Genomic DNA, 25,705 nt, shown 5'->3' with positions numbered 1-25,705 from the left:
ATGACTCAGAAACATTTCGTTGAACTGCGCAACGTGACCAAGCGCTTTGGCAATAATACGGTCATCGACAACATCAACCTCGCCATCCCACAGGGGCAGATGGTGACCCTGCTCGGCCCGTCCGGTTGCGGCAAAACCACGGTGCTGCGCCTGGTGGCGGGGCTCGAAAAACCGACCGAAGGGCAGATCCTGATCGACGGCGAGGACGTGACCCACCGCTCCATTCAGCAGCGTGATATCTGCATGGTGTTCCAGTCTTACGCCCTGTTCCCGCACATGTCGCTGGGCGAGAACGTCGGCTACGGCCTGAAGATGCTCGGCATATCCCGCGCAGAGACCAAAGCCCGGGTGAAGGAAGCGCTGGCCATGGTGGATCTGGAGGGCTTTGAAGACCGCTTTGTCGACCAGATCTCCGGCGGCCAGCAGCAGCGCGTGGCGCTGGCCCGCGCGCTGATCCTCAAACCGAAAGTGCTGCTGTTTGATGAGCCGCTGAGTAACCTCGACGCCAACCTTAGACGCAGCATGCGCGATAAAATCCGCGAGCTGCAAAAGCAGTTCAACATCACCTCGCTGTACGTGACCCACGATCAGAGCGAGGCCTTTGCGGTCTCCGACACGGTGCTGGTGATGAACAAAGGCAACATCATGCAGATTGGCTCTCCGCAGGATCTGTATCGCCAGCCGGCATCGCGCTTTATGGCGAGCTTTATGGGCGATGCCAACCTGTTCCCGGCGCGCTTTAGCAGCGAGTATGTGGAGATCCACGGCTATCGTCTGCCGCGCCCGCTGCACTTTGCAAGCCTTGGTACCGGCTCGGTGGGCGTGCGCCCGGAAGCGATCACCCTGAGTGAACGTGGTGAAGAGAGCCAGCGCTGCGTGATCCGCCACGTCGCCTATATGGGGCCGCAGTACGAAGTGATTGTGGACTGGCACGGACAGGAGATTTTGCTGCAGGTGAATGCCACGCGGCTGCAGCCCGACGTGGGGGAAAATTATTACCTGGAGATCCACCCGTACGGGATGTTTGTTTTAGCTGATGCGGCGTAATAAAAGCAAAACGGCAACCTCGTTGCCGTTTTTAGTGTTTTCTCCCTCTCCCTCGAGGGCTGACGAATCCCCAGTAATTTTTAATCTTAAAGCAACGGAATAACGACAAGAGAATAAATCTCTTACAGCGATACCTTTGTCCGGCTGAAAATCGCCGAAGCGTTTCCTGTAGGCCGGGGCGAGGCGCATGGATGCGCCGAGAGGGCGTGACCTACATGGATGTAGGATCGCGCCCGACCTGAAGCCGGAAGGAATAAGCTGAGGGTATCGCGTAGCGACGATTTTCTTGCCGGGAGCCCGGGTAGCCAGGGCGGTGGCGATTGAGCCGCCCTGGCACGTTCACGGGTGACGCGACTGACAGAGAAGCACAAAACTTAAAGTGAACGGAACCACCACCGGAGCCGCATGCTCCCCCTCACCCCAACCCTCTCCCTGAATGGAGAGGGGGCCGACCGTGCCAATTTTTTTGTGGGGATCCCTCAACCCTCAAGGGAGAGGGGACAGTTCGATGCGGCCTGCTTAGCGCAGCGCCTTAAGCTCGGCAATGTCCTTCGGCGTGGTGCGACAGCACCCGCCAATCAGCTTCGCGCCCGCCGCCAGCCACTGCGGCAAATACCCCGCTAATGTCTCGCATGCTTCGCCGTGGTGATGCCAGGTTTTGGTCACCGCATCGTAGTGCTCACCGGAGTTCGGATACACCACCAGCGGCAGCGCGGTCAGGCCGTGTAGGTGCTGCAGCGCCGCGGTGGTGTTTTCCAGCGCAATACAGTTGATGCCCAGCGCCACAATTTGCGGATAATCGGCCAGCGCGACCACCACCTCACGCAGCGGCGTGCCATCGCTGAGATGTTCGCTGTCGCGCAGGGTTAACGAGAACCACGCCCGGGCGCGGGGAGACGCCGTCAGCAATTCCGCCAGGGCTTTGATCTCTGCAAACGACGGCAAGGTTTCGCAGGCCAGCAGGTCGGCCCCCGCATCCAGTAGCGCTTCGACGCGCGGACGATGAAACGCGCTAAACGCTTCGGCGCTGCGCACGTAATCACCCCGGTATTCCGACCCGTCGGCAAGATAAGCACCGTACGGACCCACCGAGCCCGCCACCAGCAGCGCGCCCGCCTGTGGGTTTTCGGCCAGATACGCCTCGCGCGCTTTACGCGCCAGCTCGACGCTTTTACCAATTAGCGCCCGGGACTGAGCCTCGTCCAGCCCACGAGCGGCAAAGCCGTCCGGCGTGGCCTGATAGCTGGCGGTGATCGCCACCTGCGCCCCGGCGCGGAAGTAGTCCAGATGCACGGCGCGGATCAGCTCCGGGTTCTCCATCAGCACTTTCGCGGACCACAGGCTGTCGGCGAGATTGCAGCCGCGCGCTTCCAGTTCCGTCGCCATCGCCCCGTCCAGCACCACAAACGGCTGGCTGTCGAGGAGGGCGGTAAGCGGATTATTCTGCGACATGTTCAGGCTCCTGCGTTTTCAAATTTTGGGTGAGGTAGTACGCGCCATAGCACAGGGCGACAAACGGCAGGCCGCAGTAGAGGGCGATGCGCTGGGTCGGATCGAAGGCCAGGCCAATGCAGGCCACCAGGCACAGGACAAAGCCCAGCACCGGCACCAGCGGATACCACGGCGCGCGGTAGTGCAGCGCCTCCAGCGGCTGGCCGGATTGCAGATGACGACGGCGGAACACAAAATGCGACGCGCAGATGCTGATCCACACCGCCACCACCGCAAAGCCCGAAATCGCCGACAGGGCCACAAATACCGTGTCCGGGGCGATGACGCTGGAGAACAGCGCCAGTACGCCGCCAAGCATTGAAACCGAAAGTGCCGTCAGCGGCACGCCATTTTTATTGACCTTCGCAAAGCAGCGCGGCAACGTTTTCTCGTTCGACAGCGACCACAGCATCCGCCCGGAGGCGTACAGACCGGAGTTGGCGGCCGAAAGGATCGCCGTCAGAATCACAAAATTCACGATATCCGCGGCATACGGAATGCCGACTTTTTCAAACACCAGCACGAACGGGCTTTTTTCGACGCCCGCCTGCTGCATCGGGATCAGCGCCGCCAGCACAAACACGGTGCCGATAAAGAAGATAATCAGACGGGCGATGGTGGTGCGGATCGCCACCGGAATGACCTTGCGCGGATTTTCGGTTTCACCGGCGGCAATACCGATAAGCTCGGTGCCCGAGAAGGCAAAGTTGACTGCTACCATGGTCATCAGAATCGGCAGGCCGCCGTGCGGGAACCAGCCTTCAGCGGTGATATTGCTAAGACCCGGTGCCGGGGAGCCGTCCTGCATCGGGATAAAGCCAAAGATCGCCGCCCCACCGAGGATAATAAAGGCGATGATGGTGATGACCTTAACCAGCGAGAACCAGAACTCCCCTTCGGCAAAGAAGCGGGTCGAAATCACGTTGAGGACGAAAATGGCCGCGCAGAACACCACGCACCAGGCCCAGACCGGCACCTGCGGGAACCAGTACTGCATGCAGAATCCGGCGGCGGTAAAGCTCGACCCCAGCGCCACGGTCCAGGTGAGCCAGTAGAGCCACGCCACGGTATAGCCGGTCGCCGGCCCCAGATAGCGGGTGGCATAGACGTGAAAGGCCCCGGTTTCCGGCATTGCGACCGAGAGTTCACCGAGACACTGCATCACCAGCCACACCACCAGCGCGCCAATCAGGTAGGCCAGCAGCGTACCCGCCGCCCCGGTGGTGGAAATGATGTAACCCGTATTAAAAAATAACCCAGTGCCAATGACGCCACCCAGCGACAGCATAATCAGGTGACGCGTTTTCATGGTGCGCTGCAGCTGCCCATTCTCGTTATGTTGTGTTTGCATATTACCTTCTAAACGTATGGACATCTAAACATCCAAAGAAGGTATTTATACCGTGAATGATCCTGAATTACTAGCCATGCACCAGCCGCAGGCGAGCGCGACGGGCGCTCAGTCGGGGATGGGCGTTAAGGATCACGAATAATATGGGTCGCCATGCCATCACACACCTCCTTAGAGAAGATGGGTAAAGCATGCACCGTTTCGCTGACATCTTCGGTCAGTCGAAAGTTGTATCTGTGTTCTACCCGCTAAACTGGCGGCAGGCGTCGCGCTGGTCAGCCCGCTGATTGACAAGATTTAACGTTGCTGCGCCAGTCGCCAGCTGGCAACGGTGAACAGCGCGATGATCCACGCCATCGTCCACGGCGTACCGTCGCTCATCGTTGCCAGCAGCAGCGAAGAGATGATTCCGCTGCCGTATTGCAGAGAACCAATCAGCGCCGAGGCGGCGCCCGCGTGGCCCGGCACCGCATCCAGCGCGGCGGCGGTTGACGTGGCGGCGAGAATACCGTTCATCGAGAAGAAGACAAAAATCAGCGCCACCATCGCCACAATTCCTCCAAGACTGAACCAGACGCAGATCGCCATCGCCACGGCGGCCAGGGCCGCCACGGCAGACGCATACCTGAGCAGGGTTTCCAGCGCGTAGTGAGTCACCAGCCGACGATTCACCACGCTCATACCCATCAGCCCGACAATGTTCAGCGCAAACTGCCAGCCGTAGTGCGCCGGGTCGACGCCGAAGTAGCGGATATAGACAAACGGCGAGCCGGTGATAAAAGCATACGCCGCCACGTAGTAGCAGGTCAGGCTAAGGGTGAACTGCATGAACTTACGGTTACGCAGCAGCGCGGCATAGTTCCTGAACGCGCCTGCTACCGACGCTTTGACCCGTTTCTCTTTGGCCAGGGTTTCCGGCAGCCACCACAGGGAGATAAACATCAGCCCGCCAATCACCGCCAGCAGCCAGAAGATGCTGTGCCAGGTGCTGAATTTGATCAGCTGCCCGCCGATCAGCGGCCCGGCAATGGGAGCAATCGCCATCACGATCACCAGCGTCGACAGCATTTGCGCTGCGCGGGTGCGGCTGAACAGATCGCGGATCATCGCCCGCGCCAGCATCGGCCCGGTGCAGGCTCCCAGCGCCTGGAACACCCGCCAGAAGACGATATGAGTAATATCGGTCGCCAGCGCACAGCCTGCGGACCCGACAATAAACAGCGCCATCCCGATAAACAGCGGAATACGCCGCCCGAGCTGGTCGCTGATCGGCCCCCAGACTAGCTGCGCAATGGCAAAACCGACCAGGAAGCCGGTGATGGTCAGTTCAACATTGCCATGCAGCTCGGCCGCCATCATCGGCATGGCGGGGAGATAGATATCGGTGGATAACGAGGTGAACGCCATTAAGGCGCTCAGGATCAGCACAAACGGCAGACCCGTGGTGCTGGTTTTGGCAGGGGGGGCAATCATAACAATCCGCTTCAGATTAACTGGACGCTAACGATACATGAATTGATCTCATCAATAATCGGGACAAAACGGGATGGGGTTATGAGTGGGGGTCATGAGTGTGGTTTGTTGCCGGGCAACAGGCCGCACCCGCGCAAGCAACGCAATGATAAATCATGGAAATCGTTCTATAGTTAAGGCGTTTATTTAATTAAGGACGGACGCATGCGCTTTAACGGACTGACCAAAGGCTTTTTCATCCTCATTCTCTTTCTTGTTACCTGGGCGTTTTTTGATGTGCTGGCGCCCTACTTCTCGGCCATTCTGTGGGCCACGGTGCTGACGGTCATTTTTTATCCGGTTAAAAATCGGCTGCGTATTGCGATGGGCGATCGCAACGGGCTGGCGTCGTTGCTGAGTATCGGGCTTATCTGCCTGATTGTGTTTATTCCGCTGATGGTGATCCTCTCGTCATTGGCCGTTGAAATTAATGTGGTTTATACCCGCCTGCAGCAAAGCGATACCCAGTTCTCCGGGGTGGTAGCAGACCTGTTTACCTGGCTGCCTGACTGGTTACGGTCCCTGCTGGTGGAGCACAACCTCGACTCTGCCACTCAGATCCAAAAGAAACTGTCTGACGCCGCGCTACAGGGCGGGCAGTACCTTGCCGGCAGCGCATTCCTGATCGGCAAAGGCACTTTCGGATTTGCCATTAGCTTCGGCATCATGCTCTACCTGCTGTTCTTCCTGCTGAAGGACGGCCCGTGGCTGGTGCGCCAAATTCTCGATACCCTGCCCTTGTCCAACTATGTGAAACATCATCTGTTCGCCAAGTTCGCCGCCGTCGCGCGCGCCACGGTCAAAGGCACCGCCGTGGTCGCGGTAGTGCAAGGGGCGCTGGGCGGGATTGCGTTCTGGTTTGTCGGGATTAACGGCAGCATTCTGTGGGGCGCGCTGATGGCGTTCTTATCCCTGATCCCGGCGGTCGGGTCGGCCATTATCTGGGTACCGGCGGCCATTTACCTGTTCGCCACCCAGCAGCTGTGGCAGGGCCTGTTTATCGTCGGCTTCTTTGTAATTGTGGTCGGGCTGGTGGATAACATCCTGCGCCCGCTGCTGGTGGGCAAAGACACCAAAATGCCGGACTACCTGATCCTGATCTCCACTCTCGGCGGGATGGAGATTTACGGCATCAACGGCTTTGTGATTGGTCCGCTGATTGCGGCGCTGTTTATTGCCTGCTGGAACCTGCTCTCGGGTCGCGATCACCCCGGTAATGCCGAAGAGATTGACGAAGCGATTATTGAGGAAGGAAAAAATTCGCCTGATGTATAAGTTAACGATATTCTGCTGAAAATTAAAAATCGCCTTGTTTAGAGGGAATTAACCGTGCGCATCGCCACCATCACTAACTGGGCTTACGGCGCCACCGTCTGTCTGACCATTGCCTCCGGCGTGGCCATGTTAATGGCCTCTAACGCTGAAAGCGTTGAACGGCAGGCGGTTGAACAGCGCTACGTCTTTGACCAGTTGACCGAAGAGGTGGAGGTCGATGCCTGGGCGCTCTCTGACCTGGCGCGGCTGTACGTCATCAAGCAGGATCCCGCCGTCCTGCAGTCGCACCGCCAGAAAGCCGCGTCGATGGCCAAGGTTGAACATCGGCTGCAAAAGCTAAAAGACGTGGGCGCCAGCGACGAAGAGCTGGCGCTGCTACACAAAGGCCTGCAGGTTGCCGATGCCCTGCAGGATGAGCAACAGACCGCTATCGCCCACATTGCGCGCGGAGAGCAGGCGCAGGCTATCGCCCTGATTTATGGCGATCTGTACGAGAACGAGCTGGAGCAGGTGCAGAGCCAGCTCGACCATTTCCGCCAGATGCTGGACCGGCGTGCTCAGGGGGCAATTCAGGATGCGGTAGAAAAATCCCACGCGCTCAGAACCCTCTCTGAAGTGATGGTCGGCCTGACTGCACTGATGTTTTTATTTGTCCTCGGTTTTATTCTCAAACGCCGGGTGCTGCACCCGGTGGTACGCCTGAGCGATGTGGTTAACCGGCTGGCATCGCAGGATTATGCGGTCGAAACGCCGGACTACCGCCAGATCGACGAGATCGGCGATATGGCCCATGCGATCCGCATCTTTCGCGAGAACGGCCTGGTGCGCCAGCAGCTGGAGAAAGAGCGCGATGCCCATTGGGAGACTCGCGCCCTGCTGGCGCGCATGACCCAGCGGCTGCAGGGCTGCGAATCGTTCGAGGATGTGCTGAACGTTGCCCAACTCTTTGCGCCGAACATTGCGCCGGGCGTCGCCGGACGACTCTATATTCTCGACCGGGATCCGTGGCAGATGCGCTGCGCCGCCGAGTGGCTTAACCCCCAGGGCGAGCCCGACCCTTTCCATCCGGATCAGTGCTGGGCGGTTCGCCGCGGCCAAAGCCATCCACCGGTAAACGGCGAGCCGGATATCACCTGCTATCACCTGCCGGATGCCTGCGCCAATCAGACGCTGTGCGTGCCGCTGATCGCCCAGGGCGAAGCAATCGGCCTGCTCTCTTTCCAGAACATCACCCCGGAAATGGCCCCTTCCCGCGCCTATCTGGAGCTGATGGCCGAAGCGCTGGGACTGGCGCTGGCGAACCAGCGCCTGCGCGACGCCCTGCTGGCGAAAGCCCTGTTCGATCCGCTCACTGGCCTGCGCAACCGCCACCATCTGGAAGACGCCCTGCATACCCAGATGAGCCAGGCGATGCGCAGCAGCAACCCGATGAGCTGTCTGATGATCGATATCGATCACTTCAAGCGGATTAACGACCGGCTGGGTCACGATGCGGGCGATCAGGTGCTGAAAAGCGTGGCGGCCATTATTCAACGCTGCGTAAGCGATAAGGGGATGGCGTTTCGCTACGGCGGCGAGGAGTTTCTGGCCCTGCTGCCCGACATGGATGAAGCCGCTGCATTTGCCTGCGCTACCGCGATCCACACGGCGGTACGCAGCCTGACGCTGCACTATGAGCTAACGGAGATCGGCCCAGTGGATGTGTCGATTGGTATTGCCAGCTACCCGCAGCACGCCCAAAGCGACAACCTGCTGCGCGCCGCCGACGTGGCACTGTACCGGGCCAAAGAGCTGGGCCGCTCGCGGATTGTCAGCTTTGGAATGCTGGAGGCGGGGTAACGCACCGGTTTAATAGTGCCCATTGCAGGTAATTTTAAGCGCGCGAATTTAACTCTGATTTTGTTCGCGCCACTGCTTAACCATCTCAGTTGTCACTTCTTTTTCATAGCAAACAGGAGCATAGCCCCCGGCCTTGCTCCATGCGCTACGTTTGCCGCATGCACTACCATTCCTTGCCCGATTGAAAGGACAAGCACATACGCCTGGATACGAGGCGATCGATGCTTGAATTATATTTTCTTTAACTGATGCGTCTGAGACCGCCTTCCCTTTTGCTGTTGCATTGCCGCCAATAAAAACAGCGCTGGCAATGAAAGCAATCATTAATAATGTTTTACTTTTCATATCATTACTTTTAGCCGCTGAGGTATTACGCTAAAAATAATGCGCGCTGAACCTAAATAACTTGATGCAAAACAAGTAGACGCATCATTCAAATTAATTAAAGATAATCAATTCACGTCACAAATTAAATAAGCCCAGGGCTTTGACACAACCAGATGCTATGCCCGCCGCAGGCCGGATCCTCAAACACCACGTCAATAACGTTGAAGCCATTATCTGCCAGCAGTTGCCGGTACTCTTCTGGCTCCAGGCTAGCGTGATACAGCGGCTCACCTTCAAACTCCCCCATTGCAACGCCATTGTGGGTGCCACTGGTAAACATCAGCACGCTACCGGGATGCGTATGTCGGGCGAATATCGGCAGCATCCGCCGCTGATCGTCCGGGGTCAGATGGAAAAAGCTGTCCCAGGCAATCAGTCCGTCGAAGGTTTCTTTTAACGCTAGCTGGCGCATATCTGCCTGCAGCCAACGCTGCTGCGGAAAATGCATCCGGGCACGTTCCAGCATCGCCGCAGCACCATCCACCCCGGTCAGCTGATAGCCCTGCTGAATGAGGTATTCCGCCATTGGACGGCCGTTACCGCAGCCGATATCCAGCACCGTGCCGCTGCTGCCAATAAATCCAATGAATTTATCCAGCCAGGATTTTTCCATCAAATTACGAGAGCGCAGGCGCGCAAAGGCCTCAGCGTGGTTGTGATAAATGTTGAGGATGTTTTTGGCGGCGGGGTGGGTCATCGTTAAACTCGCTTATCACGGTTATGTCCGTTATTTATATGACGTATTGCCACGGGAAAAAAGCCCGGACTCCAACGGCCCCATCACTTCAGGTATCATTGCCCTCCCACATTCCTTACTCATGCCGTTGCTGCCCTATGCGCCTTACTCACTTCTGTTATTTTCTGCTGATCCTTGCCGCCGCAGGCAGCGGTTTCCTGCCCTACCCTTTTGTCAGTTGGTGCCTGCTCGCCAGCGTGCTGACGCTGCTCATCTACGGGGCCGACAAAATGGCGGCCCGCAAAGCCTGGCGCAGAGTCCCGGAATCCACGCTGTTGGTTTTTGGCCTGCTGGGCGGGTGGCCCGGGGCGATAATCGGCCAGCAGCTGTTTCGCCATAAAACCCAAAAACAGCCGTTTAAGACCCGGTTTATGCTCAGCGTGATACTCAATGTCGTGATACTGCTGGCAGCCTGGCGATACGGCGTTTACTGAAGCGGGGAGTTGTCTTTCAGTGCTGACGTTCTATGATGGAATCACTGAACCGGAGGCTAAATGACTGAACCCCTTAATGATAATGAACTGACAGACATTTCCCAACGCCTGCAGGCACTCGCGCAGACCGGGCTAACCTACGCCAGAGATGTCTATGACCGGGAGCGGTACGAGAGCCTGATGCTTATCGCCGAGCGACTGTTATCTGCCCGCTTTGACCTGTCAGAAGATATGCTCAAAACCCTGCATAAAAACGAGACCGGCTACACCACCCCCAAAACCGACGTGCGCGCCATCATTCTTCAGGAAGGTAAGCTCCTGCTGGTTCGTGAGAGCGATGACGGAGGATGGAGCCTGCCCGGCGGCTGGGCCGATGTCGGTGACAGCCCGTCCGTGGCGATTATCCGCGAGGTACAGGAAGAAACGGGGCTTGAGGTTAACGTCAGCAGACTGCTTGGGGTCTGGGACCGGAATCTGCACGGGCATCCCCCTTATCCCTGGCATGTCTATAAGATGATTTTTTTGTGTGAGGTGACGGGCGGCGAACTCGCCATCAGCCACGAATCGCTGGAAATCGGTTATTTCGATCCTGACTACCTGCCCGAACTGTCCCTGACCCGGATTGTGCCCGAAGAGATCCACGCCAGTATCCGTACCGCACGCGAAGGCGGCCCAACATATTGTGACTAAACGCATTCCCGAGGAAATGTCGCCAGCCGCACCTGTCAGGGTGCGGCCATCTTCACACAATCTTCTTCAGCTCGATCTCTTCCTGGATCCGCTCGCTGTACGCCTGATGGGTGCGGATCGCTTCGTCGACGCCCGCGTTATAGATAGCAATCCCCAGCGTTTCGATCACGTAGTCGGTGAAGAACTCCGCGTCGAACTGCTCCAGTTCTAAATCAAAGTGCTCTTCGCAGTAGGACACCAGCTTGCTTCTGATTGCCTCCCGCTCGTTTACATCCAGTTTGATATCCGCCATCACGCATCCTTAGTTGATTGTCATCAGCGCGGTATTGCCAGGTACATTTTAATCAGCATTGTTCCCGGCATGCCACAGGCAATTCCAGCGACCACAGGCATTATCGCAGACGAGCTGATTAACATAGCGGCGGGAGAAGGCATCCAGTTCAATCGGCGGCGAGTAGAAGTAACCCTGGCACACCGTCACGTCATGATCCTGCAGCCATTTTTTATGCGCCTCATTCTCAATGCCTTCAGCAATAATGGGGCGCGATGTTTTATGGCATTCAGTGATGATGGCTTCTGCTTCAGGGAAATTACTGTCGTTCATCAGGCTGTAATCCAGCTTAATCACATCGGCACAAAACTCTGCCTCTCTGGCGAAGAAGTCCTGCAGGCTTTTAATATCATCCCTGGCGACGACAACCCCCAGGCACTGTAGCCGGTTGATATTCGCCAGCCCCTGCTCGGTTAATTCTATCGTTGTTTCAGTGACTTCGATAATGATTTTGCCCACCGGATAATTCAGGCGCGAAATGATCGCACTGATTTCAGTCACGATTGCAGCGTTGTTAAGCTCAACGGGAGAGAAATTAAAACTCATGTAAAACGTGGGACGCAGGTGCAGGTTATTGTCCAGCGCATACTGCAAGCCACGTTCAAGGACAAAGACCCCCACCTTACAGATATCGCCATTTTGCTCCATCAGTTCGATAAACTGATTGGGAAACAGCGTCTTCCCGTTCACCCGGCCCCGTACCAGCGCCTCTGCGCCCACGCAGTGGGTATGCTGAACGTCTATAAACGGCTGCAGGAGGATATAGAGCACTTCCTCCGCGGCATTTTCACTGACTTTCTTCAACAATGTTTTTACGTCATCCGGGACTGTTATCATTTATTTTACCTGCAGGGTTTTAAACGCCGTCTCTTATTTGAAAAAGGAAAATAAGAAAATCAGGGATCACTAATTAAGGAGGCGTGCCCATCACCACGTTTTTTCCGGAGCGTTTGGCTGCATAAAGGAGGTCATCGGCCCGTTTTAAAATATCACTCATGCCGTCGCCCTCTTTCCATGCGGCCATCCCGCCACTGAATGACACATTTAATTCCATTTCGCGCCAGTTCCGCTGATGCACGGTATCCCGCCACGTTTCCATTAATTCATAGTAACTGTCATAGTCGACGCCCGGGAATATCACGACCAGCTCTTCGCCGCCAAACCGGTAGAGTTTATAATCCGGCTCCATGATCGCCTTCCCGGTCTTACTGGTATACTTCAGCACCCTATCCCCGACGCTATGCCCGAAGGTATCATTAATACTTTTAAAATTATCGAGATCGATGATAGCGAAATAGAAGGGCGTATTATTATTGATAAGCGTCTCCATTTCCTCATCCAGCTTGCGGCGGGTGCCAATACCTGTCAGCGGGTCTTCGCAGGAGATACGCTTAACTTCATTCAGCTCTTCATGGCTGTGTTTCAGCTCATCACGGCTATTTTTAATACTGTAATAGATTCGTTCGAGGCTGCTCTGGCCGTCCTCGCACGCAATCCCGTTCACGCTTATATACAGACGATTGATAATTTCTCGAATATAGATACGGAACAGGCAGATTGCGATGGCATAAATCACCAGGCTCACGAGTATGACCCAGCCCAGCATATTTTGTGCTTTCGTGGCAAACATGGCGTGGCTGGCTTTATCGACAACTGTAAATGCCACCCAATCCGGATTATTGTAAATGCGGTAAAAAACAAAACTTTCCGTTTGAGGATCGTAAAAATTCCCTTGCTGCTCAATAGCACGTTCTATCCAGGAGGTGGGGACTTTTTTATTAAACAGATCCCTGGCCACCTGGCTCATCACGATATCGCCCTCTCGCGATACCACCAGGAAGCGTCCATTATTAGGGACAACCACATCCTGTAAGATTGTTGACATGGACTCCAGATTTAAATCAAAGGCAATATTGCCAAATTTATGCAGATCGTCATCATACAGATTCATGCTGACCGTAATGATGGTCTTGGTTTTATTATCAGAGTTCCACTGGGTCTGATAGGCGGTGGAATATTCAATGTCAGTTTTATACAGCGCGTCTTTATACCACTCACGCTCATGGAGAATGAAATCCGTCAGATCCATTTCAGGGTAAACTTTCACATTGCCGTTGGCATCAGCAAGCAGGGCATTATCAAAGAATTTGAATGAATTCACCATCGACGCGACGGTGGCATTCAGAAAACTCACCTGGGGCGCAATATAATCGTCCAGATCTTTCGGCGTAATACGGCTGGCAACAATCTCGAATATAAGGCCTATCTCTTCCAGCGGCCTGCTGACGCTTTCGAGTGCGGTATTATGAGTAAAACGCATTAAGTTATTGTTAAACGTGGTCTCTGCGTCGTGACGAATATATTGATATGACCAAATTGACACCAATAAGAATGGGAAGATCATGATCAGGAAAAACACCACCATCATGCCCTGGGTTTTAAATTTATTTTTTACAAGCGCTTCCATATGACAACGTCTCCCCTCTCTTCTTTCTCTTCCTGGCATGCCAGGCGGTGCTATCCAAAAGAGTCAGGCGACCATGAGGGGGCATTTCTTAAATTGTTTGAGAATCTTTACAAAACAGGATCCGGCGCCAGGTGATGCTTGCGATACTGCAACGGGGTCTGCCCGATCAGCTTTTTAAAACAGGTAATAAAGTAGGTCATCTCGCTAAACCCGACCTTTTCCGCAATCGCCTGAATGCTTAACGGCGTCATCCGTAATAAATCACAGCTTTTCTTGATGCGGCGGGTGAGCAGGTATTCGTGGATGCTGCCACCGGTTTGCTGACGAAAGATCCGTGACGTATAGCTGCGCGACAGGCCAATCGCGCTGGCCAGCTCATCGAGGGAAAACTTCTCCTGATAATGACTTTCGACCCACTGCATGATCTGCGCCGCCACGGTGTGCTGCTGCGAAAGCGCTGCCTGCGGCTGGTCAGGAAGAAAGGCCATAATCTGCATCACCAGAAACGCCACCTCGCGGGCGTCTGTCTGGCTGCCCTCGCGTTCGCAAAACTGATCGAGGATGCAGGCCATCACCTCCGCGCGTTCGCTGAGATCGTAAACCTGGGCGGGAACGTTACTGGCGGCCAGCGCCGCAAACTGCGCCTGCTGGCGTGGAAAATCCCGCAGAGCGGCCGTCACCGACGATTGCTCGATATGCATGGTGGTCCGGTAATACTGATTGCGTGCGCTGGCATCGACATGCACTTTATGCAGCCGGAAAGGAGGAAAGATAAACAGCCGTCCGGGACGGGCGGTGTAGTGGCGATTATCGACCACCACTATGCCATAGCCCTCTGAAACATAAAGAAATTCAACGCACTGGTGCCAGTGGTAATACAGGGCGCTGGAGCCCCGGGGGCGGTACAGCGCGATAACGTCATCATTCAGCGCAATGCGCTCCATCTGCTGTCGTGGATGCATGTTTCTCTCAGGGCAATAGATTTAAGTTTTTACGCCATCATTTATAAAATATTGCCCTCTGCGCGATTTTATCCACCATTATTTAAATAACGGCTAGTTTTTGTGAGGTGGCTCACTCGGAGATTATCAACGGGCGCACTAGTCTTCACCCACCGTGTGCTTTTACACGTAATGAAGCTATATATGAGTAATCAGGAGAAATAATGATGACTCTGTCCTCGCCCGTTCGTACCGCTCAAATAAAAATGAGCGTGTTTATTTTTCTGTACTTTTTCACCTGGTCATCAAGCTTTGGTTTATATGCTTTATGGCTCAGTCAGAAAGTTGGACTAGACAGCATAACGATTGGCAGCGTGTTTGCGATCAACGGCTTATTTGCGGTGATTTTAAAACCGGTCTACGGCTACATCATGGATAAAATAGGCATGAGCAAATGGCTGCTCTATTTTGTCTGCGCCACGTCGGCGCTGATGGCACCGTTTTTTGTCACGGTTTATCAGCCTCTGCTGTTAACCCACACCACAATTGGCATCGTGGTCGGCGCGTTCTGGCTGAGCCTCGGCTGGTATGCCGGCGTCGCGGCGGCGGAATCCTATGCCGATCGCTTTAGCCGGCTGTATAACCTGGAGTTTGGCCGGATCCGCATGTGGGGATCTCTCGGCTGGGCGTTGGCCGCCTCGGTGTCGGGAGTGCTGTTTAACATCACCCCGCTGGCTAACTTTCTGCTCAGCAGCGGGACCTCGGTACTGATGCTGCTGGTGTTGATGAGCCTGAAAATTGGCGACGAGCAGTTGCGCCATAACAACGTCATTGCAGACAGCCGCATTGTCTTTGCCGACGTGATTGCGTTGCTGAAAACGCAGAAGTTCTGGATGTTCAGCCTGTATGTGGCCGGTGTGGCGTGGATGATGTTTGTCGCCGAGCAGCAGTTCCCCCGCTACTTCGTCTCCTTTTTCGAGACCAAACAGCAGGGCAACGCGTGGTACGGCTATCTGGGTACCCTGCAGGCGGGCATTGAGTTTCTGATGATGATGTTTATCCCGGCGGTGGTGAATCACTTCGGGGCCAAAAAAGGCCTGCTGTTGTGTGGCCTGGTGGTGGGGATACGCCTGATCGCTTCGGGGCTGACCTCGGACCCGCTGATCATCTCAATTATCAAGCCGCTGTACGGCGTTGAGATCGCGCTGCTGCTGATTTCGGTTTTCAAATACATCGCCGAGCATTTCCATAAAAAAGTGAATGCCACCATGTACCTGCTGGGTTATCAGGCGATGGTTTACGTCGGCTCCGTGGTGGTGGCGCCGCCTGCAGGTTATCTGTACGAGAAAATTGGCTTCGAACAGACCTACCTGATAATGGGCGGCTGCGCCCTGCTGTTCACCCTTATCTCCGCTTTCACCCTCTCACCGTGTCGGTCTGTACGCGGCGCGACCGGCAGCTTTTCTCCGGAACTGAAACCCTCACCGGTCGAACCGGTAAAACACTAATCTAAGGACACTTTATGACCCGTTCATTAGTCACTGCCCATGCCGTGACCGAGTCACTGCGCCCCATTGAACTGCACCAGGTCGATCGCCTGCTGCTGCGCCGCAAGGTGGATAAGGCGATAGAACGCATCACCCGCAGGCTGGATAAGACCATCGTTGCGATGGGCGATCGCTTCCCGAATGAAGCCTGCGAAGGCGGCAAATGGACGCCGTCCGAAAATACCCAGTGGACCACCAGCTTCTGGACCGGGCAGCTGTGGCTGGCCTGGGAGCTCACCGGTGATGACAAATACCGTCAGGCGGCGGAGCGGTATCTGCCCTCTTTTGCCGAGCGACTGGCGCAGCGCGTTGAAACGGCAACCCACGATCTGGGCTTTCTCTATTCGCTCTCCTGCGTTAACGCCTGGCGTTTAACGGGCAATGAACGCGCCCGCCAGACCGCGCTGCAGGCGGCCGACATCCTGATGGAGCGCTATCACCCGGTGGCCGGCATTATTCAGGCGTGGGGAGACTTAAGCGACCCGGCGCAGCAGGGGCGGATGATCATTGATTGCAATATGAATTTGCCGCTTCTGTACTGGGCCAGCCAGCAGACCGGGGATGCACGCTATGCTGAGGCCGCAGCGGCACATGCGCAGCAGGCGGCAAAGTACATCGTGCGACCGGATGCCTCGACCTTTCATACCTTCTACATGGACGTGGTGACCGGCGAGCCGCGCTTTGGCGATACGCATCAGGGGTTCAGCGATACGTCGTGCTGGTCGCGCGGCCAGGCGTGGGCCATCTATGGCTTTGTGCTCAGCTATCTCTACACCGGAGATAAACAGCTGGTCGAACTGACCCGCAGCCTGAGCCACTATTTTATCAATCGCCTGCCGGAAGATGACGTGTGCCACTGGGATTTAGCCCTACTGGGCACCGACGCGGTACGCGACAGCTCGGCAGCCGCCATCGCCGCCTGCGGCCTGTTCGAGCTGGTCAACGTACTGCCTGCACTGGATGAGCATCGTGCCCATTACGAGGAGATGGCGCTGCGGATGGTGCAGTCGCTGACGGACCATTATCTGGCGGGAGACGATGACGCGTGCGAAGGATTGCTGAAGCATTCGGTTTATCACCTGCCCGCGGGCATTGGGGTGGATGAGTGCTGCAGTTGGGGGGATTACTTTTACCTTGAAGCACTGACGCGGGTACGCCAGGTGTGGGAGCGCTACTGGTAAGGAGGCAATGCGCCAGATGCGGGAGCGTCTGGCGCGTTTAACAGGCAATGACGTAAATAGAAAATGCTTAAGACCAAATGAAAACTGAAAATTGTAATGGCTTATGCAGAAACTATTTTACAGGAATGAATTAACTCTTCCTGTAAAGGTAAACGGCATAATCTATATACTTACCTCACATCTAACCCAAAAATAAGCAACCTCATAAAAACTTCCCCGGCAAGTACGGGCGCTATAACCTTTAAATCACCAATGGTGATCTAATAATATTTATTCAGGTTATGACATCATCACTCATATTACTCTCATTTATAAACACGCCCTCTGACATCCATTTATTGCCAATCAACCATTAATCATTATACTGTCTCAACGGTATCTTATAGGGAAATGAATAAATGGCTATTCCGGGTAATTTGTGGATCTATGACGACGGTGGCGCACTGATTAAAGGCGGCTGCGATATTTCAGGAAGAGAAAACAGCATAGAATTTAAAGGATTTCACCATAACCTATCTATCCCGACTGATAGCCTCACAGGTAAACCAACAGGCCCACGTCAGCACTCACCGATGATCATTGTCAAAGAGTTCGATTACTCAAGCCCCTATCTCTACAAAGCTGTTTCAACCGGTCAGAATCTGAAATCTGCCGAGATTAAATGGTACAAAATAAATGATGGCGGTCAGGAGGTAGAGTATTTCAATATGCTGCTTGAAGGCGTTCGAATTGTCTCTATATCCCCCACCATGGCAGCGCCTGAGGATAAAAACAATAACCATCTGGAGACGGTTGAATTGCGCTATGAGAAAATCACCTGGAAGCATTGTGATGGAAATATAATATTTAAAGATGCATGGAACGAGCGCCAGACTGCATAGGTGAGTCAATGGACACTATTGAAGAAATTAATGGAACCTATTTCTATCACGGACAACATCAATTATCTCCCGGTGAATTATTTGACGTGATTTTTCTCGAACAATTTTGTGATGAGCTGGAGCTCGGTATTGAATCAGGTGCTGCGATTCTCGCAGGGCAACCCTGGCTAAATACCAGAACGAAACCGGGTGAAGCCCTCAAGGGCACAAGTGTTATTTCCAAATACGGAAGAATGCTATTACGAGATGCACGCGTGCCTTTCGGTATAAGAGTTCTGACCCCTGTTGGCGTGAGAATGCAAAAGACCACCAAACTCGCTGCTGTCATTGCCCGTTACGTTCCCTGGTTGGGATGGATAGGTCTGGTAAACTCCATTTATCAAGTTTCCAGGAAAACTCAGGCAAAATATAATCTGATTGCCCGTCCCAACGACCGAATACCGTGGACATACTTCTGATGAGTACCATTCATGACAAGGTATTAGCGCTATTCCGGGAAGAAATCCCCGGCTATCTTAGCGGAAATGGGGAAGAGATCCCTCTGGAACTCGATTCAGATCTATTCGATGCACCTGGTGACGATCTGCATGATGCCCTGAACGCGTTTGAGCAAACCTTTAATGTAGACCTGTCGGTTGTCAGGTGGTCTTGTTATTTTCCGTGGCAAAATACCCCTTTGCTGACACGTTGGTTTAAAGCAAAGCGGGAAGATATAGACGCTAAACGCCTACCTTTAACCGTCAGGATGTTTGCTGAATCAGCCGCCGCTGGGAGATGGCTTTTTAACTGATACTGGCACTGTTTATCCAGGCCCCGCTCATCACGCCCTTCACCATCATTCATTAATCAGTCCCGCTCATCACCGCATTCAGGTTTTAAGAATAATCCCACCCACTTCGCCGACTATGCTTAACGTTTAAAAAACAGACAGCATCGTTGCACCCCTTCTCGTTCTTTTCCCCTTTTGAATACCGGAGGCCTGGTATGAGCAACCAAGGCGAACATCCTGAAGACCATCGGGGTGATTTCAGTCTGACCCGTCGGACCCTACTCAAAGTGAGTGCGGCCACGGCAGCAACGGTGGCGGTTTATCCGCATTCAGCGCTGGCCGAAGGCGAACCCGCCGTCACGCCACCGCCGGAAATCCTACCGTTGACCCTGCGCGTAAACGGCAAAAGCCAGCAGCTGGAGGTGGATACACGTACCACGCTGCTGGATGCGCTGCGTGAAAATTTGCATCTGACCGGCACGAAAAAAGGCTGCGACCACGGGCAGTGCGGGGCCTGTACCGTGCTGGTGAATGGCCGCAGGATCAACGCCTGCCTGACGCTGGCGGTGATGCATCAGGATGCCGACATTACCACCATCGAAGGGCTGGGTTCGCCTGACAATCTCCATCCGATGCAGGCGGCGTTTATCAAACATGATGGTTTCCAGTGCGGCTACTGTACCTCAGGACAGATCTGCTCTTCGGTGGCGGTACTGCAAGAGATCAAGGAGGGCATTCCCAGCCACGTCACGCTCGATCTGGTTTCCCCTCCGGACATGACCGCGGACGAGATCCGCGAGCGCATGAGCGGCAATATCTGCCGCTGCGGCGCATACGCCAATATTCTTGCCGCCATTGAAGACGCCGCCGGGGGGCTAAAATCATGAAAGCCTTTACCTATGAGCGCGTAAAAACCCCGGCCGAGGCCGCCGCCAGCGCCCGGCGCACGCGCGGGGCCAAATTTATCGCCGGGGGCACCAATCTGCTCGACCTGATGAAGCTGGAGATTGAGACCCCGACCCACCTGATCGACGTCAACGGACTGGGCCTGGATAACATTGCCGGCACTGATGGGGGCGGTTTGCGTATCGGGGCGCTGGTGCGTAACACCGATCTGGCGGCTGACGATCGCGTCCGGCGTGACTACGCCGTACTGTGCCGCGCGCTGCTTGCCGGGGCGTCCGGTCAGCTGCGCAACCAGGCCACCACGGCGGGTAATCTTCTGCAGCGCACGCGCTGCCCCTATTTTTACGACACCAACCAGCCCTGCAATAAACGCCTGCCCGGCAGCGGCTGCGCGGCGCTGGAAGGCTTTAGCCGTCAGCATGCGGTCGTCGGGGTGAGTGAAGCCTGCATTGCCACCCATCCGAGCGACATGGCCGTCGCCATGCGGCTGCTGGATGCAGTGGTAGAAACCATCACCCCGGACGGAAAAGAACGCACCATCCCGGTGGCGGACTTTTATCGCGCCCCGGGGAAAACGCCCCATCTCGAAACCACGCTCACGCCAGGCGAGCTTATCGTCGCCGTCACCCTGCCGCCGCCCGCGGGCGGGAAACACATTTACCGCAAGGTGCGCGATCGCGCCTCCTACGCTTTTGCGCTGGTATCGGTCGCTGCGATTGTCCAGCCGGACGGTAGCGGACGGGTGGCGCTGGGCGGCGTGGCGCATAAACCGTGGCGGATGACTGAAGCCGATGCACTGCTCCCGCAGGGCGCGCAGGCGGTGTATGACGCGCTGTTCGCCAGCGCACACCCGACGCCAGCAAACGCGTTCAAATTAACCCTGGCGAAGCGAACGCTTGCCTCCGTGCTGACAGAAGCGAGGGCTCAGGCATGAAATTTGATAAACCGGCAGGGGAAAACCCCATTGACCAGCTTAAGGTGGTCAGCCAGCCGCACGATCGTATCGACGGTCCGCAAAAAACCACCGGCACGGCACACTACGCCTACGAGTGGCATGAACAGGCACCCAATGCCGCCTATGGCTATGTCGTCGGTTCGGCAATCGCCAAAGGGCGGATCGCCGCCATCGAAACAGATGCCGCGAAAAACGCACCGGGTGTATTAACGGTGATCACCGCCAGCAACGCGGGCGCGCTCGGTAAAGGGGATAAAAACACCGCCACGCTGCTGGGCGGCCCAACCATCGAACATTACCATCAGGCCGTGGCGCTGGTGGTTGCCGAGACGTTCGAGCAGGCCCGCGCGGCGGCGTCGCTGGTGCAGGTGACCTATCGCCGCGACCCAGGCGCTTACTCGCTCTCAGATGCAAAACCGACCGTCAAGGCGCCGCCAGAGGACACGCCCGACAAAAACACCGGGGATTTTGAGGCCGCTTTTTCGGCGGCGGCGGTGACGCTAGATGCTACCTATACCACGCCCGATCAAAGCCATATGGCGATGGAACCGCATGCGTCGATGGCCGTCTGGGAAGGTGATAAGGTGACCGTCTGGACCTCGAACCAGATGATCGACTGGTGTCGCTCCGATCTGGCTAAAACCCTGAAGATCGCCCCGGAGAACGTTCGCATTCTGTCGCCCTACATCGGTGGCGGGTTTGGCGGCAAGCTGTTCCTGCGCAGCGACGCCCTGCTGGCCGCGCTGGCGGCCCGCGCGGTAAAGCGCCCGGTGAAAGTGATGCTCCCGCGACCGGCTATCCCCAATAACACCACCCACCGTCCGGCCACTATTCAGCACATCCGTATCGGGACCGACGCAGCGGGGAAAATTACCGCCATCGCCCACGATAGCTGGTCCGGTAATCTGCCTGGCGGCACGCCGGAGACGGCAGTACAGCAGACCGAACTGCTTTACGCCGGGGCCAATCGCCATACCGGTCTGCGGCTGGCAACACTCGATCTCCCCGAGGGCAACGCCATGCGCGCCCCCGGTGAAGCACCGGGCCTGATGGCGCTTGAAATCGCCATTGATGAGCTGGCGGAAAAAGCGGGTATCGATCCGGTTGAGTTTCGCATCCTCAATGACACCCAGGTCGATCCGGCCAACCCGGAGCGTTTTTTCTCCCGCCGCCAGCTTGTTGAGTGTCTGCGAACGGGGGCAGAACAGTTTGGCTGGAAGGATCGTAATCCCACGCCCGGCCAGGTGCAGGATGGGCGCTGGCGAGTGGGGATCGGCGTGGCGGCCGGTTTTCGCAACAACCTGTTAGAAAAATCCGCCGCGCGGGTACATCTGGATGCCGACGGCAAGGTGACGGTGGAGACGGACATGACCGACATCGGCACCGGGAGCTACACCATCCTCGCCCAGACGGCGGCTGAAATGATGGGCGTGCCGCTGGAAAAAGTGGCAGTACATCTGGGGGATTCCAGCTTCCCGGTGTCGGCCGGTTCCGGCGGGCAATGGGGCGCAAACACCTCCACCGCCGGGGTGTACGCCGCCTGCATCAAGCTGCGTGAAGCGGTTGCCGCGAAGCTGGGTTTTGATCCGAACCAGGCGCAATTCAGTGACGGGAAGATAATCAGCGGTTCACGCAGCGCGAACATTGCCGAGGCTGCCGCCAGCGGCCCGCTGAGCGCCGAAGACAGTATCGAGTTTGGCGATCTGGCGAAGCAGTATCAGCAGTCGACGTTTGCCGGACATTTTGTCGAGGTGGGCGTGGACAGCGCGACCGGGGAGGTGCGGGTACGCCGGATGCTGGCGGTGTGCGCCGCCGGGCGCATTTTGAATCCAAAAACCGCCCGCAGCCAGGTGATTGGGGCGATGACCATGGGGCTGGGCGCCGCGCTGATGGAAGAGCTGGCCGTCGATACCCGGCTGGGCTATTTCGTTAATCACGATATGGCAGGGTATGAAGTCCCGGTTCATGCCGACGTTCCCGAGCAGAAGGTGATTTTCCTCGAGGATACCGACCCCATCTCCTCCCCGATGAAAGCCAAAGGGGTGGGTGAACTCGGCTTATGCGGGGTGGGTGCCGCCATCGCCAATGCAGTCTATAACGCAACGGGGGTGAGAGTCCGGGACTATCCCATTACCCTGGATAAGCTACTCAGCGCCCTGCCGGACGTGGTGTAAGGAGGAACGATGCCCTACTCTCATACTGGCCTGGCGGACGAGCGCCTGTGTACCCCGCAACCGGCATTTCTGACGGACGACAGCAGGGAAATACTGCGCTTCGCGGTCGAGGCGTTGATGTCCGGCAAAGACGCTGCGCTGGTGACGCTGGTTGCCATTCGCGGCGGCGCGGCGCGATCGCTGGGTGCGCAGATGGTGGTGCGCGACGACGGTCAGTATTGCGGCTTCGTCTCCGGGGGCTGCGTTGAAGCGGCAGCGGCGTTTGAAGCGCTGGAGGCGATCGCCTCCGGACGGGATCGCGAGGTGCGATACGGGCAGGGATCGCCGTGGTTCGACATTGTCCTTCCCTGCGGGGGCGGGATTACGCTGGCCATTCATAAGCTGCGCTCGGCGCAGCCGCTGCTGGCGGTCCTTAATCGTCTGGAGCAGCGCCAGCCGGCTGGCCTGCGCTACGTCCCGCGTACGCAACGGCTCTCCTGTCTGCCTGCGTTAACCCGCACCGGCTGGCATCACGGCGGGATCGAGATTGGCTATTACCCGGGCGTGCAGCTGATGATCCACGGACGATCGCTTGAAGCCCAGGCCACGGCTGAGCTGGCTGCAGCGGCAGGCTATGACATTGTGGCCCCCGACCCTTTTTCTGCGCACAGCGCTGTAGCGATTGATATGGACACGGCGGTGATCCTGCTGTGGCACGATCTGGATCGCGAGCTGCCCGTTCTGCAGGCCGCGCGCGACGCCCATCCGTTTTACATCGGGGCGCTGGGCAGCCAGCGGACGCATGGCCTGCGCAGGCAAAAACTGCGCGATCTCGGCTGGCATGAGGAAGAGATAGACCGCATCAGGGCGCCAATCGGCATCTTCCCTAAAGCCCGGGATGCACGCAGCCTGGCGCTGTCGATTCTGGCGGATGTGGCGGCGGTGCGGCTGAATCAGGGAGAGGGATAATGGCCTCGCCGGTGGTGATTATTCTTGCTGCCGGACGCGGAGAACGGTTTCTTGCGTCCGGCGGCATGAGCCATAAACTTGATGCGCTGCTGGGCGGAGAATCTGTCCTGACGCGGGTGATTCAGGCCGTCGACGCCGCGCATCTGCCGTGGTATCTGGTCAGGCCGGAGGGCGGGACGCGGGGCATGGGCGAGTCTGTTGCCCTTGGCGTCCAGGCTACGCGCCACGCCCCGGGATGGTTAATTCTGCCTGCCGACCTCCCCCTGGTTCAGCCCCACTCTTTGCAGCGCGTCGCCGACGGGTTGGCGGAAAACATGATTGTGGTTCCCCACTACCACCAGCAACAGGGCCATCCGGTGGGATTTCGGCGCGAATACGGTCCGGCGTTGCGGGCGCTGTCAGGCGATAGGGGCGCAAAACAGATTGTGATGCGCGCCCGACAGCAGGGAGAGGTAAAAGACATTTCCCTCTCCGACTACGGCATCGTGCTCGACATCGATACCCTCGCAGATTTACGTGCGGCACAACAGGTTTATGAATGTCATTCATAACGCCTATTCATTGGACGTAATTATCTTTCACCCCCCTTTCGCTATGCTGACCTAATCGTCTGAAGCGCCGCTACCGCGTTAAATATTCTTATCGAAGAAGGTATCCAGCTTATTCATCGCCTGCTCAACGTAGCGAGGAACCCAGTAGGTTTCGATATGCGTTGCGCCGTCGATCAGGAACAGCTCTTTATTCTGTGTGCCGGTGGCCAGCTTGTAGGCACTTTCAGTCATGTACAGCGAGTCGGCTTTCGTACCGGCCATCATAAGCAGCGGCTGATTGATGAGATCCATATTGCTCTGCGCATCAAAGCGCATCAAATCCAGCAGGCTGCTGGTGGTATAGCGGAACGTGGAGTTGGGATGGGCGTGCGTTTTCCAGTAATACGCGTAGCCCTGGCGGTAAAGTTCAAACGGCAGTTTGGCGATTTGTGCATCGGTCAGGTTGGCGTCACCGGAATAGCTGACGTCGCCGGTAGCGGCTTCTTTGGCGCGCGCCTCGCTGGCCAGCTTCAGTCGGTCCTGAATCGTGGCGATCTGTGAGTCCTGATAACCGTTGCGACGCACACGACCCGAGTCAAACATGCTCAGCGTTGCCAGGGCTTTAAAGCGCTTATCCGTCTGGGCGGCTTTCAGTGAGTAACCCCCACCACCGCAGATGCCCAGCAGGCCGATGCGGGCGGTATCCACCCCGGGGTACTGGCTGATGTAGTCCGCCATGCCGTGAATATCCTCAATGCGGTTGGCGGGTTTATCCACGCTGCGAGGCATTCCGCCGCTGGCACCCTGATAAGCCGCATCGGCGGTAATGGTGATGTATCCGTGTTCGGCCAGACGCTGCGCATACAGTCCGGCGACCTGCTCTTTCACGCCGCCATTCGGATGGGCCACCACCACCGTTGGGTATTTTTTGGCGGGATCGTAGTCAGCGGGCGTATAGACATTCGCCGCAATCTGGATGCCATGCAGGTCGTACTTCACCGGATGGATGTTGACCTTGCCTGTGACGTTCTCGGTGATGGCGCCGTCGTAGACGAGGGTAAACGGGTTCTTCTTGTAATCCGCCGCGCTGGCGGAGGTGACGCTGGCCATTGCCGTCAGCAGCATGGCGGTGAATAGAATGAATTTCATGGGTTCTCCCGATAAGTGATGGTTCGTGGCCTCAGATTAGGGAGAGCGGACTGTCACCAGGGTGACGGCTGGATAACATTTTTGTCAGCTAACGGTCAGCTTGATGTTGGTGAGCAGAGGATAGTCTTACCAGGTAAAAGCACATACAGAGCGGGATGGGTCAT

Annotated in this window: 25 protein-coding genes; 15 read left to right on the top strand and 10 right to left on the bottom strand. The window is 56.4% G+C overall.

Translation table 11 applies throughout. The features are described 5' to 3' along the window. Positions 1-1,047, top strand: a complete 1,047-nt coding sequence (gene fbpC / locus M8014_RS01695) for a ferric ABC transporter ATP-binding protein (protein WP_271280834.1) — start codon at positions 1-3, stop codon at positions 1,045-1,047. 519 nt (positions 1,048-1,566) lie between these two features. Here fbpC and mmuM read toward each other — a convergent pair. The 3 genes from mmuM to M8014_RS01680 form a co-directional block, all read right to left on the bottom strand. Continuing rightward, entirely contained in the window at positions 1,567-2,499 is a 933-nt protein-coding gene (gene mmuM, locus M8014_RS01690) for a homocysteine S-methyltransferase (protein ID WP_271280833.1), read from the bottom strand. Next, a complete protein-coding gene (gene mmuP / locus M8014_RS01685; RefSeq protein WP_271280832.1) occupies positions 2,486-3,889 on the bottom strand; it encodes an S-methylmethionine permease in 1,404 nt (467 codons plus the stop codon). The genes mmuM and mmuP overlap by 14 nt, the downstream gene beginning before the upstream one ends. A gap of 297 nt (positions 3,890-4,186) precedes the next feature. Then, complete coding sequence (locus tag M8014_RS01680; RefSeq protein ID WP_271280831.1) at positions 4,187-5,362, bottom strand: multidrug effflux MFS transporter; 1,176 nt, start codon at positions 5,360-5,362, stop codon at positions 4,187-4,189. 204 nt (positions 5,363-5,566) lie between these two features. Between M8014_RS01680 and M8014_RS01675 the strand changes: the two genes are divergently transcribed. Together M8014_RS01675 and M8014_RS01670 are read left to right on the top strand one after the other, a co-directional pair. Then, positions 5,567-6,676, top strand: coding sequence for an AI-2E family transporter (locus M8014_RS01675; protein WP_271280830.1), 1,110 nt, complete (start codon positions 5,567-5,569; stop codon positions 6,674-6,676). A 54-nt stretch (positions 6,677-6,730) separates the two neighbouring features. Beyond that, a complete protein-coding gene (locus M8014_RS01670) occupies positions 6,731-8,515 on the top strand; it encodes a diguanylate cyclase (protein WP_271280829.1) in 1,785 nt (594 codons plus the stop codon). A gap of 48 nt (positions 8,516-8,563) precedes the next feature. Here M8014_RS01670 and M8014_RS01665 read toward each other — a convergent pair whose 3' ends face one another. Both M8014_RS01665 and M8014_RS01660 read right to left on the bottom strand, forming a co-directional pair. Then, complete coding sequence (locus M8014_RS01665) at positions 8,564-8,860, bottom strand: hypothetical protein (protein WP_418939591.1); 297 nt, start codon at positions 8,858-8,860, stop codon at positions 8,564-8,566. A 124-nt stretch (positions 8,861-8,984) separates the two neighbouring features. Then, entirely contained in the window at positions 8,985-9,599 is a 615-nt protein-coding gene (locus M8014_RS01660) for a class I SAM-dependent DNA methyltransferase (RefSeq protein WP_271280828.1), read from the bottom strand. A gap of 137 nt (positions 9,600-9,736) precedes the next feature. On the opposite strand from M8014_RS01660, the gene M8014_RS01655 reads away from it, so the two are divergent. Together M8014_RS01655 and M8014_RS01650 are read left to right on the top strand one after the other, a co-directional pair. Next, entirely contained in the window at positions 9,737-10,072 is a 336-nt protein-coding gene (locus M8014_RS01655; RefSeq protein ID WP_271280827.1) for a DUF1294 domain-containing protein, read from the top strand. A gap of 60 nt (positions 10,073-10,132) precedes the next feature. Beyond that, the gene (locus M8014_RS01650; protein ID WP_271280826.1) at positions 10,133-10,762 is read left to right on the top strand and encodes an NUDIX hydrolase; all 630 of its coding nucleotides are present in this window, start codon (positions 10,133-10,135) and stop codon (positions 10,760-10,762) included. Between the two features lie 52 nt (positions 10,763-10,814). Here the strand turns inward: M8014_RS01650 and M8014_RS01645 are convergent, their stop codons facing one another. From M8014_RS01645 to M8014_RS01630, 4 genes are all read right to left on the bottom strand, one after another. Beyond that, positions 10,815-11,054 (bottom strand): DUF2164 domain-containing protein, encoded by a 240-nt coding sequence (locus tag M8014_RS01645; RefSeq protein WP_271280825.1) that lies wholly within the window; start codon positions 11,052-11,054, stop codon positions 10,815-10,817. A gap of 48 nt (positions 11,055-11,102) precedes the next feature. Continuing rightward, the gene (locus M8014_RS01640; protein WP_271280824.1) at positions 11,103-11,930 is read right to left on the bottom strand and encodes an EAL domain-containing protein; all 828 of its coding nucleotides are present in this window, start codon (positions 11,928-11,930) and stop codon (positions 11,103-11,105) included. A 73-nt stretch (positions 11,931-12,003) separates the two neighbouring features. After that, complete coding sequence (locus tag M8014_RS01635; protein WP_271280823.1) at positions 12,004-13,560, bottom strand: sensor domain-containing diguanylate cyclase; 1,557 nt, start codon at positions 13,558-13,560, stop codon at positions 12,004-12,006. A 107-nt stretch (positions 13,561-13,667) separates the two neighbouring features. Continuing rightward, positions 13,668-14,522: a helix-turn-helix domain-containing protein gene (locus M8014_RS01630; protein ID WP_271280822.1), complete on the bottom strand. Its 855-nt coding sequence runs from the start codon at positions 14,520-14,522 to the stop codon at positions 13,668-13,670. A 206-nt stretch (positions 14,523-14,728) separates the two neighbouring features. Between M8014_RS01630 and M8014_RS01625 the strand changes: the two genes are divergently transcribed. The 10 genes from M8014_RS01625 (at position 14,729) to M8014_RS01580 (ending at position 24,413) form a co-directional block, all read left to right on the top strand. Beyond that, positions 14,729-16,009: an oligosaccharide MFS transporter gene (locus tag M8014_RS01625; RefSeq protein WP_271280864.1), complete on the top strand. Its 1,281-nt coding sequence runs from the start codon at positions 14,729-14,731 to the stop codon at positions 16,007-16,009. 14 nt (positions 16,010-16,023) lie between these two features. After that, positions 16,024-17,229, top strand: a complete 1,206-nt coding sequence (locus tag M8014_RS01620; RefSeq protein ID WP_271280821.1) for a glycoside hydrolase family 88 protein — start codon at positions 16,024-16,026, stop codon at positions 17,227-17,229. A gap of 398 nt (positions 17,230-17,627) precedes the next feature. After that, a complete protein-coding gene (locus tag M8014_RS01615) occupies positions 17,628-18,110 on the top strand; it encodes an Hcp family type VI secretion system effector (RefSeq protein WP_271280820.1) in 483 nt (160 codons plus the stop codon). Positions 18,111-18,118: 8 nt separating this feature from the next. Further along, entirely contained in the window at positions 18,119-18,568 is a 450-nt protein-coding gene (locus tag M8014_RS01610; protein WP_271280819.1) for an STM2901 family protein, read from the top strand. Further along, a complete protein-coding gene (locus M8014_RS01605; protein ID WP_271280818.1) occupies positions 18,568-18,900 on the top strand; it encodes a DUF1493 family protein in 333 nt (110 codons plus the stop codon). The genes M8014_RS01610 and M8014_RS01605 overlap by 1 nt, the downstream gene beginning before the upstream one ends. A gap of 194 nt (positions 18,901-19,094) precedes the next feature. Then, positions 19,095-19,766 (top strand): aldehyde dehydrogenase iron-sulfur subunit PaoA, encoded by a 672-nt coding sequence (gene paoA / locus M8014_RS01600; protein ID WP_271280817.1) that lies wholly within the window; start codon positions 19,095-19,097, stop codon positions 19,764-19,766. Beyond that, positions 19,763-20,719 carry an FAD binding domain-containing protein gene (locus M8014_RS01595; RefSeq protein WP_271280816.1) on the top strand — a complete coding sequence of 319 codons (957 nt, stop codon included), beginning with the start codon at positions 19,763-19,765 and terminating at the stop codon, positions 20,717-20,719. The genes paoA and M8014_RS01595 overlap by 4 nt, the downstream gene beginning before the upstream one ends. Beyond that, positions 20,716-22,914 carry an aldehyde oxidoreductase molybdenum-binding subunit PaoC gene (gene paoC / locus M8014_RS01590; RefSeq protein ID WP_271280815.1) on the top strand — a complete coding sequence of 733 codons (2,199 nt, stop codon included), beginning with the start codon at positions 20,716-20,718 and terminating at the stop codon, positions 22,912-22,914. Before M8014_RS01595 ends, paoC begins: the two co-directional genes overlap by 4 nt. A 9-nt stretch (positions 22,915-22,923) precedes the next feature. Continuing rightward, complete coding sequence (locus tag M8014_RS01585) at positions 22,924-23,862, top strand: XdhC family protein (protein ID WP_271280814.1); 939 nt, start codon at positions 22,924-22,926, stop codon at positions 23,860-23,862. Continuing rightward, positions 23,862-24,413: a nucleotidyltransferase family protein gene (locus tag M8014_RS01580; protein WP_271280813.1), complete on the top strand. Its 552-nt coding sequence runs from the start codon at positions 23,862-23,864 to the stop codon at positions 24,411-24,413. The genes M8014_RS01585 and M8014_RS01580 overlap by 1 nt, the downstream gene beginning before the upstream one ends. Before the next feature lie 78 nt (positions 24,414-24,491). Here the strand turns inward: M8014_RS01580 and M8014_RS01575 are convergent, their stop codons facing one another. Then, on the bottom strand, positions 24,492-25,541 hold the full coding sequence (locus M8014_RS01575; RefSeq protein ID WP_271280812.1) for an alpha/beta hydrolase: 1,050 nt from the start codon (positions 25,539-25,541) through the stop codon (positions 24,492-24,494). Positions 25,542-25,705: the final 164 nt, after the last annotated feature.

It is taken from the genome of Silvania hatchlandensis (assembly GCF_025564065.1).
Lineage (GTDB): Bacteria > Pseudomonadota > Gammaproteobacteria > Enterobacterales > Enterobacteriaceae > Enterobacter > Enterobacter hatchlandensis.
This window is presented reverse-complemented; position numbering and strand designations above follow the sequence as displayed.

Bases quoted from the DNA above. Each gene is read 5' to 3' on its own strand.
- fbpC (WP_271280834.1), top strand. From the start codon at position 1: ATGACTCAGAAACATTTCGTTGAACTGCGCAACGTGACCAAGCGCTTT.
- mmuM (WP_271280833.1), bottom strand. From the start codon at position 2,499: ATGTCGCAGAATAATCCGCTTACCGCCCTCCTCGACAGCCAGCCGTTT.
- mmuP (WP_271280832.1), bottom strand. From the start codon at position 3,889: ATGCAAACACAACATAACGAGAATGGGCAGCTGCAGCGCACCATGAAA.
- M8014_RS01680 (WP_271280831.1), bottom strand. From the start codon at position 5,362: ATGATTGCCCCCCCTGCCAAAACCAGCACCACGGGTCTGCCGTTTGTG.
- M8014_RS01675 (WP_271280830.1), top strand. From the start codon at position 5,567: ATGCGCTTTAACGGACTGACCAAAGGCTTTTTCATCCTCATTCTCTTT.
- M8014_RS01665 (WP_418939591.1), bottom strand. From the start codon at position 8,860: ATGAAAAGTAAAACATTATTAATGATTGCTTTCATTGCCAGCGCTGTT.
- M8014_RS01660 (WP_271280828.1), bottom strand. From the start codon at position 9,599: ATGACCCACCCCGCCGCCAAAAACATCCTCAACATTTATCACAACCAC.
- M8014_RS01655 (WP_271280827.1), top strand. From the start codon at position 9,737: ATGCGCCTTACTCACTTCTGTTATTTTCTGCTGATCCTTGCCGCCGCA.
- M8014_RS01650 (WP_271280826.1), top strand. From the start codon at position 10,133: ATGACTGAACCCCTTAATGATAATGAACTGACAGACATTTCCCAACGC.
- M8014_RS01645 (WP_271280825.1), bottom strand. From the start codon at position 11,054: ATGGCGGATATCAAACTGGATGTAAACGAGCGGGAGGCAATCAGAAGC.
- M8014_RS01640 (WP_271280824.1), bottom strand. From the start codon at position 11,930: ATGATAACAGTCCCGGATGACGTAAAAACATTGTTGAAGAAAGTCAGT.
- M8014_RS01635 (WP_271280823.1), bottom strand. From the start codon at position 13,560: ATGGAAGCGCTTGTAAAAAATAAATTTAAAACCCAGGGCATGATGGTG.
- M8014_RS01630 (WP_271280822.1), bottom strand. From the start codon at position 14,522: ATGCATCCACGACAGCAGATGGAGCGCATTGCGCTGAATGATGACGTT.
- M8014_RS01625 (WP_271280864.1), top strand. From the start codon at position 14,729: ATGACTCTGTCCTCGCCCGTTCGTACCGCTCAAATAAAAATGAGCGTG.
- M8014_RS01620 (WP_271280821.1), top strand. From the start codon at position 16,024: ATGACCCGTTCATTAGTCACTGCCCATGCCGTGACCGAGTCACTGCGC.
- M8014_RS01615 (WP_271280820.1), top strand. From the start codon at position 17,628: ATGGCTATTCCGGGTAATTTGTGGATCTATGACGACGGTGGCGCACTG.
- M8014_RS01610 (WP_271280819.1), top strand. From the start codon at position 18,119: ATGGACACTATTGAAGAAATTAATGGAACCTATTTCTATCACGGACAA.
- M8014_RS01605 (WP_271280818.1), top strand. From the start codon at position 18,568: ATGAGTACCATTCATGACAAGGTATTAGCGCTATTCCGGGAAGAAATC.
- paoA (WP_271280817.1), top strand. From the start codon at position 19,095: ATGAGCAACCAAGGCGAACATCCTGAAGACCATCGGGGTGATTTCAGT.
- M8014_RS01595 (WP_271280816.1), top strand. From the start codon at position 19,763: ATGAAAGCCTTTACCTATGAGCGCGTAAAAACCCCGGCCGAGGCCGCC.
- paoC (WP_271280815.1), top strand. From the start codon at position 20,716: ATGAAATTTGATAAACCGGCAGGGGAAAACCCCATTGACCAGCTTAAG.
- M8014_RS01585 (WP_271280814.1), top strand. From the start codon at position 22,924: ATGCCCTACTCTCATACTGGCCTGGCGGACGAGCGCCTGTGTACCCCG.
- M8014_RS01580 (WP_271280813.1), top strand. From the start codon at position 23,862: ATGGCCTCGCCGGTGGTGATTATTCTTGCTGCCGGACGCGGAGAACGG.
- M8014_RS01575 (WP_271280812.1), bottom strand. From the start codon at position 25,541: ATGAAATTCATTCTATTCACCGCCATGCTGCTGACGGCAATGGCCAGC.